Source organism: Roseibium sp. LAB1 (genome assembly GCF_054658235.1).
Window position 1 is genome coordinate 495008 of sequence record NZ_BAAGIB010000003.1, and the last position, 15650, is coordinate 510657.

Sequence of the window (15650 nt, forward strand, 5' to 3'; positions counted from 1 at the left end):
GGGGTGTGCCTTGAAGGAATTTCAAGAAAAGCCGACAAATGGCGGCTGTAGGCGTTTCAAGCCCAGATCGCCATCCGCAGCCCGCGTTCGTCGCGCCGGTAGTCATTCGGAAACGCGTCCGCGTCGCCTAGAAATATCCGTTCCGCAATCAGGCTGTTGGCGGCAGCATCCAGCAGGTCGTCGCGGCCGCAGCCGCGTGGCGGGGCCTGATCGAGGAAGTCCTTCGGCAGCCCCTTGGACACCAGCAAGTCACGGCGCTGGTCGAGACCAGCCGGGTTGGCGCGGCTCTTGACCTTTTTGGGCAGGCTCATTTCTGCCTCGCCGTTGAGGCGCCAGAAGGCAAGTTCCGGGTGAACTTCGTGGACTCGGGCCTCCAGCTCCGGTGTCATCAGGGCGTCGATCTCCCGGATTTTCGGGAACAGAAAGAAGCACTGTTTAGAGACTTTTTTCGGCGGTTCGGACGTCGCAAGCGCCGTGTCGCAGGCCTTTGCGTAGTCGTCTTCGTAAACGGCGGCGCGGGCGGGCACAGTAAAAACCGAGGACTGGCGCATGCCCAGGTGTTTGCGGGCGGCCTTCTCCGGTCCGCGGCCACCGGGGCCGATGCGGTCCGGCAGGCCAATGGGCATATCGACGGCGATGATGGCAAGATGCGGGGTGTGTCCGACAATATCCGCGAAGCTCGGGACGACGATCAGTTTCAGCTCGGCGGGATCATCGAGATTGCGGATGACCGCGACCCAGCCGGCCTTGCAGCCGTCGACGCCGGCAACCCTTGTGCCTGCCCTGTCAGGCACGGGCCTTTGCTTCCAGAACCCGGCGCGAGGTGACGAGGGCCATTGCCTTCACAACGGAGTTCTGCTCTTCGGCAAACAGCAATTCGTCGGCCCCCTTGCGCACGCTGCGGGCGACCAGTTCAAAAACGGACGCGGAGGCGCGTTTCAGGGCTTCCTCGTCGTTTTGCCCGGCGAGCAGGTTTGACAGGAACAGACCTGCGATCAGATCTCCGGTGCCGTGCGGCGGATTGGCGATGGCAGCATGCTCGGCGGCAACAGCGCCCCTTGGTCCTGCCAGAAGATTGGCAATGGCGTTGCGGCGCAGGGCTGGGGAAGACGTCACGAGCACACGCTCGTTGCCAAGGCTGCGGGCGGCGGCGAGTGCCTGCATTTCGCTGTCGATTTGGTGACCCGTCAGCCAGCCGAGTTCAAAGGCGTTAGGCGTGACGACATCGGCCAGCGGCACCAACTGGTCGCGGATTGCTTCGGCCGTTGCCGTGGGCACATAAAGATTGCCGCTGCCGTCGTGCTGGTCGCCCATGACCGGATCGCACAGGTAAGGCGCGTCCGGAGTGTGGGTCTTGACCGCCTTGATGAGCGAGGCGATGGGGCCTGCCTGGTCCGGATCGCCGAGATAACCGGAAATGACCGCACCCACTTCCGCCAGTTTGGGAGAAGACGCCAGATCTTCGACAATCGCGGCGAAGTCGGCGGCAGGGGCAACGATACGTTTGCCTTTGCCCTGTCCGGGATGCCACGGTAACAGGATGGTCGGCAGAAACCAGACATCATGGCCGATCCGCTCCAGCGCGAAGGTCAGTCCGCGGCCGCTGATGCCGCCGCGCACCACCTGTGACGTGATCACCAGAACCGGCTTTCTCTGTGGCTCGGGAGCGCCCGGCTGCATCATGGGGTCGTGTTCCTTCTGGGGTCAGGCAGCGTCGGAGGACGACTTGCTGCCGGTGCCGTAGCGCTTTTCGATATAGTCCAGAACCATCTGCTTGAACTCGTCGGCAATGCCGGGGCCGCGCAGGGTCATGACCTTTTCGCCGTCGATGAAAACGGGGGCGGAGGGAGTCTCTCCGGTGCCGGGGAGGGAAATGCCGATATCGGCATGTTTGGATTCGCCCGGGCCATTGACGATGCAGCCCATCACGGCGACGTTGAGGCTTTCAACGCCCGGATACTGCTCGCGCCACTGCGGCATGGAATCGCGGATATGGCCCTGGATGTCCTGGGCCAGTTCCTGGAAGACCGTGGACGTGGTGCGGCCACAGCCCGGGCAGGCGGCAACCACCGGGACGAAGGCGCGGAAGCCCATGACCTGCAAAAGCTCCTGTGCCACCTGCACCTCGCGGGTGCGGTCACCACCCGGTTCTGGTGTCAGCGACACGCGGATGGTGTCGCCGATGCCCTGCTGCAGCAGGATGCCCATGGACGCGGCGGAGGAAACGATACCCTTGGTGCCCATGCCGGCCTCGGTCAGCCCCAGATGCAGGGCGTAGTCGCAACGGCGGGCGAGATCGGCATAAACGGCGATCAGGTCCTGCACCTGGCTGACCTTGGCCGAGAGGATGATCTTGTCGCGGCCCATGCCGAGGCCTTCGGCGCGCTCGGCCGACAGGAGCCCGGACTGGATGATCGCTTCGCGCATGACGGCCGCAGCAGAAACGGGATTTGCACTTTCGGCATTCTCGTCCATCAGCTTCGTCAGAAGCTCCTGATCGAGTGAGCCCCAGTTGACGCCGATCCGGACCGCCTTGTCGTGCTTCTGTGCGATATCGATGATCTGCGAGAACTGCGTGTCGCGCTTGGCCTTGAAACCGACGTTGCCCGGGTTGATGCGGTACTTGTCGAGAGCTGCGGCGCAATCGGGATAGTCGGTCAGCAGCTTGTGGCCGATGTAGTGGAAGTCGCCGACCAGCGGCACCGTAATGCCGATCCGCTCCAGCCGTTCCTTGATCCGCGGCACCTGGGCGGCGGCTTCCGCGCGGTCCACGGTGATGCGGACGATTTCAGATCCGGCGCGGGCAAGGGCGGCCACCTGTGCGACGGTCGCATCGGCATCCGCCGTGTCGGTATTGGTCATGGATTGCACCACGATGGGCGCACCACCGCCAACCAGCACATTGCCGACCTTAACACCGACGGAGGAGCGGCGGGGCAGGGCTTTCGCGAAATCATCGATCATCACAGGAACCAACAGGTTTTGAGCGTTTGCCCCTCATATGAGGGAACTGGGGTCGACTTTCCAGCGCATGATTAGGGTGTGCGGCAAAAAAGGGCAATGGCAGTCCGAAGCGAAGACAGGTCGATCCTGCGTCATGCGGACATTGCCACATGGATTTCGGCCCGCTATGAGCTTCACAGCGGCGGTCCACTTCGCCGACCGGCTTTTTCGGAGGGTACTGCATGTTGAAACGGTTGCTGTCGGACTCGGTTTCCATTGTGTTTGGTAATCTGGAAACCGTGTTCAAGGTGTGTGGCGGCTGGTTTCTTCTGCAATTCGTGCTCTCTCTTCTCATTCTGGCGAATGGCGCGAACATCGACGCGGCGACTGCGCCGGAAGATATTTCCGGAACGACTGTCCTGCTGCTTCTGACCTCCATGCTGATTGCGCTGCTGTCGTCCGCTTCCATTTCGGTCGCCTGGCACCGGTTCGGTCTGTTGAACGAGCGACCCGGGGCACTGCACTTTCGCGTCGGAGCCGTCGAGTTCCGCTTCATCGGGCAAATGCTTCTGCTCTCGCTTGCCGCGGTCGTTGTCGTGCTGCCTGCCGGGCTGGTCATTGGCGTGCTGTCGAGCCTGTTCAAAAGCAACGTCCTGACGGTGATGCTGTGGATCGTCGCGATTTTCATTCTCGCCCCGTTCCTGTTCCGTCTGAACCTCAGCCTGCCGGCCGTTGCCGTTGAGCGACCGCTCGGCTTCAGTCAGATGCTTCAGTTCGGAAAAGGCCTCGGCATGCCGATGTTCCTCGCCGCGCTCATCCTGATCCTGCCTTTTGTCGCCGTTGGCGAGGGGCTGCAGTATCTTCTTGGTCTTCTGTCCGGCGGCCTGCCGGCGGCCCTCATCCAGATGAAGATCCTCGTGCTCAACGTGCTGGTGCAGATCATCGTTACCGTGCTGGGAATCTCGATCCTGACGGCAGGGTACCGGATCGCGATGGAGCGGCCGGCTGAGGCGGCTTGAATTGCCGACGGCCGCTTATGCTCCAGAACTTCGCAGAGTCAGGTCATTGATTAGGTTTATCCAATTCCGGGGCTCAAAATGATCAAAGATGTTTTTCAAGGCGCAGTTTTCTTAATTGCCAGGAATAAGCTCTTCTCTCTTGTTTTTGTTCTTTTGCTATCGCTATTTGGCTTTCAAAGAAATGAATACGAATATTTTTCCGTTGCAACGCAAAGCATTGATCCATTTATATTCTAAAACTATTTCGACGCTTCCTTTTTTGTTGGCTGCTGCATTGTTCTTGCAGCGCTTCAATACGCCTGGTTACGGAAAGTAGCGCCAAGGCATGTTTCAAACAGTGTTGCAGGTTTTTTGGCCTGCGGTGCGGTCTCAGTAATAGCAGTGGCCATCTTGCTTCTTTGTCGAAATTTTTCAGGCCTAACCATTCTGAATTTCGTGGAATGGGCGACTTTTTCTACCGGTCATCCGGACTACTTCAACTCAATTTTGCTTCCTTACTATGATTTGGGAAGCATCCAGTTCATGGGATTTGTTTTTCCTGTGATTTTTTTGGGTTTGGTCTTTTTTTTAGTATCGCCAATATTGCTGCGGCTTGCATTCGTCATGCCTGCGTTCGTTTGGAGCGCCGAGCAGCAATCGGGTTCATTTTGGCGTCAGGGGGCAGGATTTGGCTGGCCTATGACGCTCGCAATCTGCGTATTGGCAATACCTTACTGGTTCGTTTTTGGACTCTTTCCAGGATTATATTATGTGGAAGTGTTTCAATTCATTGATAAATCCGAGTATGGATTTCCAGTCTTGGTCGCTTTTCTGATTGCCAAGTCGTCGCTGTTGGCTGGTCTTGTGCTCTTTACGGTGGCTGTCGTATCCGCTGCCTATAAAATCTCAACGCTGAGAACGCCCGACGCCGCAGAAATGTCGCGCGTGTCTGGATGATGAGCTAACAGGGCTCGGAGCGGCGCCCATGGAGTGTTCGGCAGGGCTGGTGCGCCGGCCTGAATCGCGTATCCTGCGGCCGTTGCAAGCAACCGGAGCTGAACATGTTTTTCACCGTTCTGGAACGTTCGCTGTCGTTGGCGCAGCACAATTTCGGGACGCTACTGAAAACCGGCTGGGCCTATATCCTGCTTCTGGTCGCCCTGAATTTCGCCATTGGCGGATCGCTGATGCCGGAAAGCGGCTTCAAGACCGTTTCCTACATGACCGAGCCTGTCGCCGCGGCAGATGAGGGCGCGCTCAGGGCGCTGGCAGCCATTGCCAATCTGCTTGTCGGCTTTTCCATCGCCATTGCCTATGTCCGGCGCATTCTGATCGACGCGCGGGATTTTCCGGTCACCTTCGGGGCGCGCAACATCCGCGTCATTCTCAATCAGATTGTGCTGAGCCTGATCGGTGCCCTGTCGCTGATGCCGCTCGTGATCGTTTCCCTGCTGCTGGCCGCGGTCACGGCGGGTGTCGGGTTGCTGCTCCTGTTCCTGGCGCCGTTCATTGCGCTCATGGTCGTGCAGCGCTTTTCCGTGGTGCTGCCGGCAGCGGCCGTGGACGATCCGCTGACGCTGAAAGAAAGCTGGCGGGCAACATCCGGCCTCGGCTGGGCCATGGCCTTTGCTGCGCTGGTGATGAGCCTGCTTGCGGGTTTTCTGGTCGGCATCTGGGCGGTCGTGCTCGGGGTCAGCGACGGGTTGCTGCCAGCCAGCGTGCTGTGGCAGCAGGTCCGTTCGGCGGTCTTCCCGATGGGCACCATGCTGATCCTGGTCTGGGCATTTGCCAGCCTGCACGCGACATTCTACGGCCTCATCCGCGAACGCTTCGCCGCAAAGCTCGGGCTCCGACAGGAAGATCTTTCCAGGGCTGAAGCGCAAAAGGATGCGGCCCGGGAAAAGGCGAGAAAGGCACTGGCCGGTGCACAGCGCATGAACCGGCGCTGACGAAGTCAACATGGATCAAATTTCATCATTCCGATGTTGCAGTGCGGCGATAACTGTTCGAATGTGTGCCTGAAATTTCTTCCGTCCAGGAGCCTTCTTGCATTTCGCTGAATGCAGACCGAGGCCTGTACGCTTTTGAAAGATCCGTTTCCGGATGGCCGGACAAAACCGGCCGATGATCCGCTGATCAAGGGAGATCCCAAATGCTTGCCAACAAAACCGCCGTCGTCACCGGGTCCACTTCGGGCATCGGCCTGGGCTGTGCTCGCGCTTTTGCGGAAAAGGGCGCCAATGTCGTGATCAACGGGCTGGGCGATGCAGAAGAGATCGAGAAGACCCGGGCCGCCATCGAGGCAGATTTCGGGGTGCGCTGCACCTATTCGCCGGCCAACATGCTGAAGGGCGACGAGATCGCCGGCATGATCGCCGATGCGGAAAAGGAATTCGGCAGTGTCGATATTCTGGTCAACAATGCCGGTATCCAGTTCGTGTCACCAGTGGACGAATTCCCGATCGAAAAATGGGATGCGATCATTGCCATCAACCTGACGTCCGCCTTTCATGCCATCCGTGCGGCGCTGCCCGGCATGAAGTCCAGGGGCTGGGGCCGGATCATCAACACCGCATCGGCCCACGCGCTGGTCGCCTCGCCCTACAAGTCCGCTTATGTGGCGGCCAAGCACGGCATCGCCGGCCTCACCAAGACAGTGGCACTGGAAGTCGCGCAGCAGGGCATTACCGTCAACGCCATCTGCCCGGGCTATGTCTGGACACCGCTGGTGGAAGCGCAGATCCCCGACACAATGAAGGCGCGCAACATGACCGAAGAGCAGGTCAAGAACGACGTCATGCTGGCTGCCCAGCCGACCAAGCAGTTCGTGACCATCGAGCAGGTGGCGGGCTACGCGGTGTTCCTGTGCTCCGACACGGCGGCGTCGATCACCGGGTCCATCCTGCCCATCGATGGCGGCTGGACTGCGCACTGACCCGCGCTTTTCGTTGTGCGGACTGTTGTCCGCCCGCGATCACTGCTGAAGTACCGGAACAAGGGAGCCGTCATGGCCGCGCCTAAGAAGATCAATCTTGCCCTTCAAGGTGGCGGCGCGCACGGTGCCTTCACCTGGGGTGTTCTGGACTGGTTCCTGGAAGACAAGCGGCTGAAGATCGACGCCATCAGCGGCACGTCGGCCGGTGCCATGAATGCGGTAGTGCTTGCAAGCGGCATGCAGGACGGCGGCGAAGACGGTGCGAGAGAGCATCTTGAAGCTTTCTGGTACGAGGTCAGCCGGCAGGCCAAATACAGCCCGATCCAGCGCTCGCCGCTGGATGTGTTCCTGGGGGAGTGGAGCCTTGATCATTCCCCCAGCTATCTGTTCTTCGATGTGCTGACGCGGTTTGCCTCGCCATACGAATTCAATCCGCTCAACGCCAATCCGCTGCGCGATGTGGTGGAAAAGACCGTCGATTTTGACAGGGTCAACCAGTGCGAGCACATGAAGATCTTCGTCTCGGCGACCAATGTCTTCACCGGCAAGATCCGCGTGTTCAGCGAAAAGGAAGTCACGCTGGATGCGGTCATGGCGTCCGCATGCCTGCCGCAGGTGTTCCAGGCAGTGGAAATCGAGGGTGAACCCTACTGGGATGGCGGCTACATGGGCAATCCCCCACTCTATCCGCTGTTCTACGACACCGATACGCCGGACGTGATGCTTATCCAGATCAATCCGATCGAGCGGCGCAAGGTGCCCAAGACAGCGCGAGAGATCGTCAACCGGCTCAACGAGATCACCTTCAATTCCACGCTACTCCGCGAACTCAGGGCCATCGACTTCGTTACGCGGCTGATCGAGGAAGGCAAGCTGTCGAGCGAAGAGTACATGAAGGTGAACATGCACCGGATATCCGCTGGAGAGCTGAAGCCCCTGCAAGCCTCGTCGAAACTGAACGCCGAATGGGAGTTTCTGAGCGAGCTCAAGGAACTCGGGCGCAAGACCGCGCAGGACTGGCTCGAGCGGCACTATGACGATATCGGCAAACGCTCGACCATCGACGTCAAGGGCGAGATTTCCTGACCGTCGGTTTGATGACTTTCTTAACCTTTTGTTAGCCGTGTTCGCAGGTGGCCTTGCAAATTGCAATGCAGCAGGTGTGAAGAAAGCCTAAACAGATTCAGCATCTTGTGTCGGGTGGTCTGGTTAGAACAAGATCTGGTTTGATCGGCTTCGAAAACAAATTGGCAAGGCTTTTGCGTTTTGATCGGCACGCTGATTGTCAGGTAGTGCGTCGTCAGCGCTTAGATGGATGGAAGGAGCGGGCATCTGCGACCCCGCCTGCTTCTTCCCTCCCTCGCTTCCCGGCAGGCCGGACCCTGCCCTGCGGCAAAGGATCGCCGCGATGTGAAGCGGATCTGCCTCATTTTCTCACTTTTTCAATCTTCTGATCGGATACAGTCCTTCAACCGCCACAAGTGCGACCTATCTTTAAACGAGATTGGCAAAGGGATTCGCGATGAAAAACAGGGTGACCCGGGTTTTTGCAGGCTGCGTCGGAGCTATGGTCCTGCTGGCGGCAGCCGGTGGAGCACAGGCCGGCAGTGACGAAGCGCGCATGGCCGAGATCAAGGATAAGGGTGGTTGCCCCGGTTGTGATCTTCGGCTGGCGGAACTTCGCGGTCTGGTCCTTGAAAACGGAGATTTCTCCCGCGCAAATCTGCGAGAAGTCGATCTCAAGGAAGCCGTGCTGAAAGACGCCAATTTCAAGAATTCCGATTTCCGGCGGACGGAAGCAGAGCGGGCGGACTTCTCCGGCAGCGATTTTACCGGTTCGAACATGCGGTCCGTCGATCTGGAAAAAGCCAATCTGAACAAGTCGAATTTTCAGGACGCCGACCTTCGGGACGCGGACCTGAATACGGTTGAAGCGAATGGCGCCATTTTTGACGGCGCGGACATGCGCAATGTGCTGCTGACCCGGTCGATTGCGGACGAGGCTTCCTTCAAGGGAGCCAAGATGGATGATGCGAACCTGGAACGTGTGGAGATGAGCGGTGCCAATTTCCAGGATGCCCGCATGCGCCAGGCCAAGCTCGACAGGGTCAAGGCTCACAACGCGGATTTTTCAGGAGCGGATTTCACCGGAGTGCGGCTGGTCAGTTCGGACCTGTCAGGCGCAATTCTGAAGGGTGTTGATTTCGAAGGCGCTCTCCTGCGCCGCACCCGTCTTGCCGGTGCCGATCTGACCGGTGCCTATAATCTCGACCCCAAACGTATCCTCGGGGCCTGTGGTGACGAGAACACCAAGCTGCCACGCGGCATCGAACTCGTTCCCTGCAGCTACTAGGCGCAGCAGCGGCGAACAATCAGGCAAGAGGTTTTGACGGAAGGCGGGCCCGCCTTTGCACAAAGGCCCGGATGCGCTCTTGCGCAGCTGGGTCACGGAGAGGCAGGAAAGCGTCAAACCGTTTCGGTCTGCAATGCTGTGTGGTCCGCTCGGGCTCTGCCGTCCGTCCGGCAAACCTGCCGGTCAAAAGCAATGATGCTGCCGCACGTGGTGCAGCAGCATCGGAAAATCTGCAGAAGGCTGTTTTCTAGAACAGGTCGAAAGCGAATCGGTAGGTGACGCCCGCACCGATGCTGAACTGGTTTTCGCTGCCGTTCTTGGCAATCGGGCTGTCCGCCGCATCGCCGACAAGCCGGTCATAGCCGCCCTGCAGGTGCAGGCGGATGTCGTCGTTGAAGTCGTAGCTGGCACGGGCCGCCAGGCCAACGCTCTTGAAACCGGCGCTCGGATTTAATTTCGTCAGGCGCCCGCCGCTGTTGGCAGCCTCTGACGAGGATACGCCGAAATAGGTGTCCATGTATTCGTCAGAGGCAAAGGCCGCACGCGGACCGAAGCTGACTTCCCACTTTTCCGCCGGATAGACGATGCCGTCGAGCCCCAGCTGGCCAACCTGGCCGGTGTGCCCGTTGAAGCCCTGGCGCAATTCGGCGAAAGCGCGGAAATGTTCGGTGCGGAAACCACCACCGAGGCCGAGTTCAAGCGCCCAGTCGATGGTATTGGTGCCGGTCAGGTCGGTGCTGTCGCTGGCCTTGCGCTCGCCGATGAAGTTGAAGGACGGATAGAAGAACACACCGGACTTGCGGCGACCGTCGACCACCTGGCCAAGGCCCGGGAAGTAGAACCGGCCAACAGAAATGATCGGGAAGGGGTAGACCAGATAGGAGTCTGCCGCTTCATAACGCGGTTTGACAATGGCCCCGACACCCAGGTCGACCACGAACTGGCGGTTCGCATCCTGAGCAGACAGGTCTCCGCTCTGTGCCAGAGCGGCTCCAGACACAACGCTAAGACCAAGGGCCAGCGCGGCGCGCGTCATCAACTTGAACATTAATACCCATCCGACAAGGAATTCCGTTGGCAGGAAGATAGCACGAGTAGAGCTTACTCAAACCCTAAGGCTGAAGGGTTTTGCGGGACTGTTGCATTTCCGCACCGCCATATCGCGGGTGCGGAACTTAAGCACAATCAAATGTCGCTGATGCTGCCGTCTTGCAGCAGGGCTGTCAGGAAGCTACATGAGGGCAGACCAGATTTTGAACGGCAACGGACCGGACCATGACCGCACTCTTCAACGTGATACTGCTCGCCCTGGAACTTTACACCTATGTGATCATCGCCAGCGCGATCTTCTCCTGGCTCTATGCCTTCAACATCGTCAACTCCAGCAATCAGATCATCAATTCCATCGGCCGGGTTCTCTACAACCTGACAGAGCCGGCGCTCAGGCCGATCCGCCGGTTCCTGCCGGACCTCGGTGGTGTCGATATTTCTCCGGTGATCCTGCTGCTTCTGATCATCTTCGTACGCCAGCTGATCATCCTGAACATCCTGCCGATGTTCCGGGGCTACTGACGCGCCAGCCGCGCAGGGCCCGGGCAATCCGTCCGGGCGTCATGCCGCCGTTTCAGGTTTTTCCCCACGGCCGGGCCCGATGCACCTGCATCCGGATGGCGGAGAGGGGGCTGTGGTTCCATGAAGGCCCGGGTCAATCGCCCGGGCTTTTTCCTGGCCGGCCCGCTCAGCCGTCGAGCTTGCGTGCTTCGTCCGGCAGCATGATCGGGATGCCGTTGCGGATGGGGTAGGCGAGTTTGGCGGTGCGCGAAATCAGCTCCCTGGCTTCCGCGTCGTATTCAAGCGTGGTCTTGGTCACGGGGCAGACCAGCAGTTCCAGCAGCTTGCGGTCCACCGGGCGTTCGGTCGGTTCAGTCATTTCTGCATGTCTTTCAGGTTGGTGCGTCACGGTCCCGTCCTGGTGAGGGGTGCTCACTGCAAGGTGGTCCCGCCGTCATTCTGTGAGCGGGCGAGATCCATTTCGGTGATGGCAACAAGCGTTTCTGCCCGGGTCTTCAGGTCACGGGCTTCCAGAAGGGCCTGCTTTTCCTGCGGGCCGTAAGGGCACATCATGCACAGCGCGTTGACCAGCACTTCGGTTTCCGCTTCCGACACGCTTTGCCAGTCGGCTTCCAGATTGTTGGCGTCCAGATAGTCACGCAAGGTCCTGAGCAGGCTGTTCCGGTCGACATCTTCTTCGCCCTGACCGCATTTGAGATCGTGAGCAAAGGCCGAAAAATCGCATTCGATCTGCCGGAACTTGCTGTAGTCCTCTAGTTCCCGGCCAAGGGCGAACCGTGTGATGCCCTGCAGCGTGATCAGGTAGCGGCCGTCGCCCGTTTCCTGAAAACTGGTCAGCCGGCCGACGCAGCCGACGCTGGCGAGAGCCGGATTGTCCGGATCGTCCGAATGGCGGTCGGGAGACGGCTGGACCATTCCGATCAGGCGGTTACCGGCCAATGCGGCATCCACCATGTCGATGTAGCGCTGCTCGAAAATGTTCAAGGGCAACTGTGTGCGGGGCAGCAACAACGCACCGGAAAGCGGAAACACGGGCAGGATCGGAGGCAGATCCGCAATGGTTTCGTAAATGGCATTTCCCGCCTGCATTCCGATGCCTTCTTTGTTGTCTTTATCGCAGCATGACTGCCAGCTTCGTGCTGTTTCCTAAATGTGTGTCAGTTGCGGCGGTCGTCAAGAAAACAGAACGGAAGAAAGCTTGCGCCGACCATAGGCGCTGGCTGGATCCTTGAAGCCCCAGGCTTCGAAGAACTGCAGCAACTGCTTGCGCGCGCCATCCTCGTTCCACTCCCGGTCACGGCGGACGATCTCGATCAGCTGGTCCACCGCACCTTCCTTGTCGCCCTTGCCGTTGAGGCCGAGGGCAAGGTCGAAACGGGCCTGCAGATCGAGCGGGTCCTTGGCGATGCGCTCCTGAAACTCGGCGAGGTCGCCCAGGGAGGCCGCCTGTTCGGCCAGTTCCAATGCGGTCTTGGCGGCCACATAGGCTTCGTCCGCCTGTTTTTCTTCCGGAACCAGTTCAAGCGCCTGCTTGGCCCGTTCCAGGTCGTCGGCTCCGAGATAACATTGTGCGAGACCGGCAATCGCGGTCACGTTGTCCGGTTCCATCTGCATCACGGCGCCGAAAAGCTGGGCCGCCTGGCCGTAATCCTTGGCAATCAGCAGCTCTGCGGCCTGCTCCAGGAACGTGTCTGTCTGGCTGACCGGTGCGGGGCCGGCCACGCGCTCGATAAAGGCCTGGATCTGGCTTTCCGGCTGCGCACCCATGAAGCCGTCCACCGGTTGGCCGTCCTTGAAAGCCACCACGGCCGGGATCGACTGGATGCCCATCTGGCCGGCAATTTCCGGATGGTCGTCAATGTTCATCTTGGCCAGCTTGACGCGGCCGCCGGCGGCTTTCACCGCGGCTTCGATGAGCGGTGTCAGCTGCTTGCAGGGGCCACACCAGGGCGCCCAGAAATCGACCAGAACCGGTTGCTGGCGGGAGGCTTCCATGACATCGGCCATGAAGGTCTGCGTCGTGACGTCGAAGATCAGGTCTCCGGCAGGGGCGTCACCGCCGCCGTTGCCGCCACCCATGTTTCCACCACCCTGGCCGCCGTAACCGCCGCCCATGCTGGCGCCAAAGCCGCCGCCGACCTGGCCGCCGATGCTGTAATTGCCGTTGCTCATGTGCCGCCTCGAAATTTCCGGCCGGTGCCTGAGGCATCCCGGCTCAAAGTGAATGCCGTTGAATGGTTGAGTTGGCCCATAACATGGAGCCACTGCGCGCGAAATACAAACGCCTTTGCCTGCTGAAAGAAGCGGGCTGCTAAAGCCCTGCCGCCTTGGCCTCTTCGCTGACCGCCAGAACCTGTGCCGTGTGGCCGCAGGCAGAGGCGAATTTCAGAAGGTCGGCGGAGGAAATCGCCGTCGTCGCGTTGTTCTTCAGCGGGTGATAATTGAGCACCTCATGCTGCATCATGGCGGCGTCAAAGACAGGTGTGACGCGCTGGGCTTCGCGATCGTTGATCAGCGAAAACGGCGTCACCGACCCCGGTTCGACGCCAAGCACTTCCATCAGAAGATCCGCGTTGCCGAAGGAGACGCGCCCCTGCGCACCGATGATCTGATGAACCTTCTTCAGGTCGATTTCGGCATCATGCAGGGCGACAATCAGAAACAGCCGGCCCTTCTTGTCCTTGACGAAGAGGTTCTTGGTGTGACCGCCGGGAATGCGGTCATGCAGGTCGCCGGACTCGGCAACGGTAAAAACGGGCTCGTGATCCACTGTCGTGACAGGGATCCCGAGTTCCTCGAAAAAGGCCAGTAGGTCGTCGCGTGTCGCCGGCATGAGTTTTCCTGAGAATTTTGAGAGCTTATGCGCTGTCTAACGCGATTTGGCAGCCCGCCACAAGGGGATGCAAGCAGAACAAGCGGCAGAAATCCGCGATTTTCCGGCGTTGATTTCACAGGAAATCCACAAATGGATGGCCAAAAAAAATTCTTCAATTTCGGTGTTGCAATCCGTCTCAGCATAGTTCATATACTGCGCCACCGACGCCGAGGCGGTCACCGCCACGGACCAGGGACGCTATGCGGGCGTAGCTCAGGGGTAGAGCACAACCTTGCCAAGGTTGGGGTCGTGGGTTCGAATCCCATCGCCCGCTCCAATTCGACCGAAAGGTCCAGAAAGCCAGTATTCGAAAGAATACCGGTTTTTTTGTTTTTGTTCCGGGATTGGCGGCTTGCCGCGCGCTATCGGCAGTATTTCAAGGTTCGTCTAAACATTGATACAAACCCGGCTCCCAACCTGAACGAAGTTGCAGGGGCCAGGGAGTACTGTCAGCGGGCATTATGCGGTGGGGCCGGTTGCCGGTGGTCTCCGTCTTTTGCTTTGCCTCAAGTACCCAACTTGGCTGCAGTGGAACCACCCGGTTCCGCTGCAGTTCCAGTGACTGCCAGCGCTTGGCGTCCTGTGCCGATCCATCCAGATCCTGCCTGGCACATTCCGAAGCTTTTCAGGCCCAAAGAGACACTTCGGGAACCGGCTGTCCGGCACTTCTGGTCGCGTTTCAAAAAAAATGATCTCTCCGCGTTCAATAGTTCCGCGCCTTTTGCCGGGTCGTGTTACCGTGCCCGCGTGCCGATTGCAGTCGGGGGGAAGGCATTGAACGCATTGAAGGAACATCCGGTTTTCGGTTTTGCCGACTGGTGCCTGCGCGGGATCGGGCAGGTGGTGTTTCAGAACAATCCGGTCTCGGGTCTGATCATCTTGGGCGCGCTTTTCTTCAATTCGCCGATCTATGGGGCCATTGCCGTTTTCGGAGTGGTCATCTCCACCGCGACGGCGGTTCTGTTGCAGGCGGACAAGGAGCTGATCCGCGACGGACTGTTCGGCTTCAACGGGGGCCTCGTCGCGCTGGCCTTGATTGCCTTCACGAGCGAGGATTTCCATTACGGCGCTGTTCCGTCCGTCTATCTGACGGTCTATATCGCCTTCGGCTCCGCCATGACGGCGATGGTTTTCACCAGCCTGGCAAACCTGCTTGGCCCGCACCGGGTCGCGCCGCTGACAATGCCGTTCGTGCTGGTCGGCTGGCTGTTCCTGTTTGCCGTCCTGAAGTTCCACAGCATCGATGCCGGGCCGCTCGCCAAGCCCGTGTCGCCCACCCAGTATGACGGCACGGTCCAGTACACGCTGGCGACCTGGTACAAGGGTATCGGCAATGCCATCGGTCAGATCTTCTTTCAGGACAACTGGATCAGCGGATATCTGATCCTGCTCGGTATCGCCGTGAATTCGCGTGTCAGTGCGATCATGGCGCTGCTGGGGGCCAATGTGGCGGCCTTTGTCGCCGTTCTTTACGGCGCGCCGGAAGGGGCGATCAGCGACGGGCTGTTCGGCTACAACGCCGCCCTGACGGCGATCGCGCTCGGGGGCTTCTTCCTGGTGTTGACGCCAGCCTCCGCTCTCTACACACTTTTTGGCGTTGTCGTGTCGACCTGGCTCTGGGCGTCCGTCGCAATCTTTCTGGAGCCCATCGGCATGCCGGTGCTGACCTCAACCTTTGTCATCGTGACCTGGCTGATGCTGATCGGCGTCAACGGATTTGCGGCCCTTGTTCCGATTGCGCCGGCTGATGCCGTTACGCCGGAGGTCAACCGCAGGCGTTATCTTAAGGCGTTGCGGGAAGGCTGAACCTGCAGAGAACTCAGAAGTCAGCAACGCCAAAGTGGCATTAGCGTCCATAGCACCGCATCCGGCCAGCCTGTCGCCATTCTCTAGCCTCTCCATCGTCATCCCGGCCAAGCGTAGCGCAAGCCGGGACCGGGGAGGCCAGAGCCTTTCCTGTTCCTCGAGACTGCC

The 15650-nt window shown here is 59.6% G+C and carries 16 protein-coding genes and 1 tRNA gene; 9 read left to right on the top strand and 8 right to left on the bottom strand.

Annotated features, from left to right (window positions below; all coding sequences use genetic code 11):
- Window positions 1-56: 56 nt before the first annotated feature.
- Genes ACYQ54_RS20320 through ispG form a run of 3 tightly spaced genes read right to left on the bottom strand, consistent with a single transcriptional unit; the run spans window position 57 to window position 2964 of the window.
- Window positions 57-794 (bottom strand): DUF429 domain-containing protein, encoded by a 738-nt coding sequence (locus ACYQ54_RS20320; RefSeq protein WP_460085800.1) that lies wholly within the window; start codon window positions 792-794, stop codon window positions 57-59.
- Window positions 787-1683, bottom strand: coding sequence for a pyridoxal kinase (gene pdxY / locus ACYQ54_RS20325; RefSeq protein ID WP_460085802.1), 897 nt, complete (start codon window positions 1681-1683; stop codon window positions 787-789). Before pdxY ends, ACYQ54_RS20320 begins: the two co-directional genes overlap by 8 nt.
- Before the next feature lie 21 nt (window positions 1684-1704).
- Entirely contained in the window at window positions 1705-2964 is a 1260-nt protein-coding gene (gene ispG, locus ACYQ54_RS20330; RefSeq protein WP_460085803.1) for a flavodoxin-dependent (E)-4-hydroxy-3-methylbut-2-enyl-diphosphate synthase, read from the bottom strand.
- 221 nt (window positions 2965-3185) lie between these two features.
- Here ispG and ACYQ54_RS20335 point away from each other — a divergent pair, with 221 nt between their 5' ends.
- The 6 genes from ACYQ54_RS20335 to ACYQ54_RS20360 all read left to right on the top strand — a co-directional run bounded on the left by ACYQ54_RS20335 (window position 3186) and on the right by ACYQ54_RS20360 (window position 9229).
- On the top strand, window positions 3186-3962 hold the full coding sequence (locus tag ACYQ54_RS20335) for a hypothetical protein (RefSeq protein ID WP_460085804.1): 777 nt from the start codon (window positions 3186-3188) through the stop codon (window positions 3960-3962).
- Window positions 3963-4343: 381 nt separating this feature from the next.
- On the top strand, window positions 4344-4898 hold the full coding sequence (locus ACYQ54_RS20340) for a hypothetical protein (RefSeq protein WP_460085805.1): 555 nt from the start codon (window positions 4344-4346) through the stop codon (window positions 4896-4898).
- A gap of 104 nt (window positions 4899-5002) precedes the next feature.
- The gene (locus ACYQ54_RS20345; RefSeq protein WP_460085806.1) at window positions 5003-5890 is read left to right on the top strand and encodes a 4-hydroxy-3-methylbut-2-en-1-yl diphosphate synthase; all 888 of its coding nucleotides are present in this window, start codon (window positions 5003-5005) and stop codon (window positions 5888-5890) included.
- Window positions 5891-6093: 203 nt separating this feature from the next.
- Window positions 6094-6876, top strand: coding sequence for a 3-hydroxybutyrate dehydrogenase (locus tag ACYQ54_RS20350; RefSeq protein ID WP_460085808.1), 783 nt, complete (start codon window positions 6094-6096; stop codon window positions 6874-6876).
- A gap of 72 nt (window positions 6877-6948) precedes the next feature.
- Window positions 6949-7962 (top strand): patatin-like phospholipase family protein, encoded by a 1014-nt coding sequence (locus tag ACYQ54_RS20355; protein WP_460085809.1) that lies wholly within the window; start codon window positions 6949-6951, stop codon window positions 7960-7962.
- Between the two features lie 436 nt (window positions 7963-8398).
- Window positions 8399-9229 carry a pentapeptide repeat-containing protein gene (locus tag ACYQ54_RS20360; protein ID WP_460085811.1) on the top strand — a complete coding sequence of 277 codons (831 nt, stop codon included), beginning with the start codon at window positions 8399-8401 and terminating at the stop codon, window positions 9227-9229.
- Window positions 9230-9476: 247 nt separating this feature from the next.
- On the opposite strand, the gene ACYQ54_RS20365 is transcribed toward ACYQ54_RS20360, so the two are convergent.
- Window positions 9477-10277: a MipA/OmpV family protein gene (locus ACYQ54_RS20365; RefSeq protein ID WP_460085812.1), complete on the bottom strand. Its 801-nt coding sequence runs from the start codon at window positions 10275-10277 to the stop codon at window positions 9477-9479.
- Between the two features lie 227 nt (window positions 10278-10504).
- Between ACYQ54_RS20365 and ACYQ54_RS20370 the strand changes: the two genes are divergently transcribed.
- Window positions 10505-10801 (top strand): YggT family protein, encoded by a 297-nt coding sequence (locus ACYQ54_RS20370; RefSeq protein WP_148583654.1) that lies wholly within the window; start codon window positions 10505-10507, stop codon window positions 10799-10801.
- A gap of 166 nt (window positions 10802-10967) precedes the next feature.
- Here ACYQ54_RS20370 and ACYQ54_RS20375 read toward each other — a convergent pair whose 3' ends face one another.
- The 4 genes from ACYQ54_RS20375 to ACYQ54_RS20390 form a co-directional block, all read right to left on the bottom strand.
- A complete protein-coding gene (locus ACYQ54_RS20375; protein ID WP_460085814.1) occupies window positions 10968-11159 on the bottom strand; it encodes a Trm112 family protein in 192 nt (63 codons plus the stop codon).
- A gap of 53 nt (window positions 11160-11212) precedes the next feature.
- Window positions 11213-11890 carry an LON peptidase substrate-binding domain-containing protein gene (locus tag ACYQ54_RS20380; RefSeq protein WP_460085815.1) on the bottom strand — a complete coding sequence of 226 codons (678 nt, stop codon included), beginning with the start codon at window positions 11888-11890 and terminating at the stop codon, window positions 11213-11215.
- An 84-nt stretch (window positions 11891-11974) separates the two neighbouring features.
- On the bottom strand, window positions 11975-12973 hold the full coding sequence (gene trxA, locus ACYQ54_RS20385) for a thioredoxin (protein ID WP_460085817.1): 999 nt from the start codon (window positions 12971-12973) through the stop codon (window positions 11975-11977).
- Window positions 12974-13112: 139 nt separating this feature from the next.
- Window positions 13113-13634 (bottom strand): prolyl-tRNA synthetase associated domain-containing protein, encoded by a 522-nt coding sequence (locus tag ACYQ54_RS20390; protein WP_460085818.1) that lies wholly within the window; start codon window positions 13632-13634, stop codon window positions 13113-13115.
- Between the two features lie 244 nt (window positions 13635-13878).
- On the opposite strand from ACYQ54_RS20390, the gene ACYQ54_RS20395 reads away from it, so the two are divergent.
- Window positions 13879-13953 (top strand) — tRNA-Gly (locus ACYQ54_RS20395).
- Window positions 13954-14450: 497 nt separating this feature from the next.
- Complete coding sequence (locus ACYQ54_RS20400) at window positions 14451-15482, top strand: urea transporter (protein WP_460085819.1); 1032 nt, start codon at window positions 14451-14453, stop codon at window positions 15480-15482.
- Window positions 15483-15650: the final 168 nt, after the last annotated feature.

Coding starts and splice junctions, on each gene's coding strand:
- pdxY (WP_460085802.1), bottom strand. CDS start 1,683: ATGATGCAGCCGGGCGCTCCCGAGCCACAGAGAAAGCCGGTTCTGGTG.
- ispG (WP_460085803.1), bottom strand. CDS start 2,964: ATGATCGATGATTTCGCGAAAGCCCTGCCCCGCCGCTCCTCCGTCGGT.
- ACYQ54_RS20335 (WP_460085804.1), top strand. CDS start 3,186: ATGTTGAAACGGTTGCTGTCGGACTCGGTTTCCATTGTGTTTGGTAAT.
- ACYQ54_RS20345 (WP_460085806.1), top strand. CDS start 5,003: ATGTTTTTCACCGTTCTGGAACGTTCGCTGTCGTTGGCGCAGCACAAT.
- ACYQ54_RS20350 (WP_460085808.1), top strand. CDS start 6,094: ATGCTTGCCAACAAAACCGCCGTCGTCACCGGGTCCACTTCGGGCATC.
- ACYQ54_RS20355 (WP_460085809.1), top strand. CDS start 6,949: ATGGCCGCGCCTAAGAAGATCAATCTTGCCCTTCAAGGTGGCGGCGCG.
- ACYQ54_RS20360 (WP_460085811.1), top strand. CDS start 8,399: ATGAAAAACAGGGTGACCCGGGTTTTTGCAGGCTGCGTCGGAGCTATG.
- ACYQ54_RS20365 (WP_460085812.1), bottom strand. CDS start 10,277: ATGTTCAAGTTGATGACGCGCGCCGCGCTGGCCCTTGGTCTTAGCGTT.
- ACYQ54_RS20370 (WP_148583654.1), top strand. CDS start 10,505: ATGACCGCACTCTTCAACGTGATACTGCTCGCCCTGGAACTTTACACC.
- ACYQ54_RS20375 (WP_460085814.1), bottom strand. CDS start 11,159: ATGACTGAACCGACCGAACGCCCGGTGGACCGCAAGCTGCTGGAACTG.
- ACYQ54_RS20380 (WP_460085815.1), bottom strand. CDS start 11,890: ATGCAGGCGGGAAATGCCATTTACGAAACCATTGCGGATCTGCCTCCG.
- trxA (WP_460085817.1), bottom strand. CDS start 12,973: ATGAGCAACGGCAATTACAGCATCGGCGGCCAGGTCGGCGGCGGCTTT.
- ACYQ54_RS20390 (WP_460085818.1), bottom strand. CDS start 13,634: ATGCCGGCGACACGCGACGACCTACTGGCCTTTTTCGAGGAACTCGGG.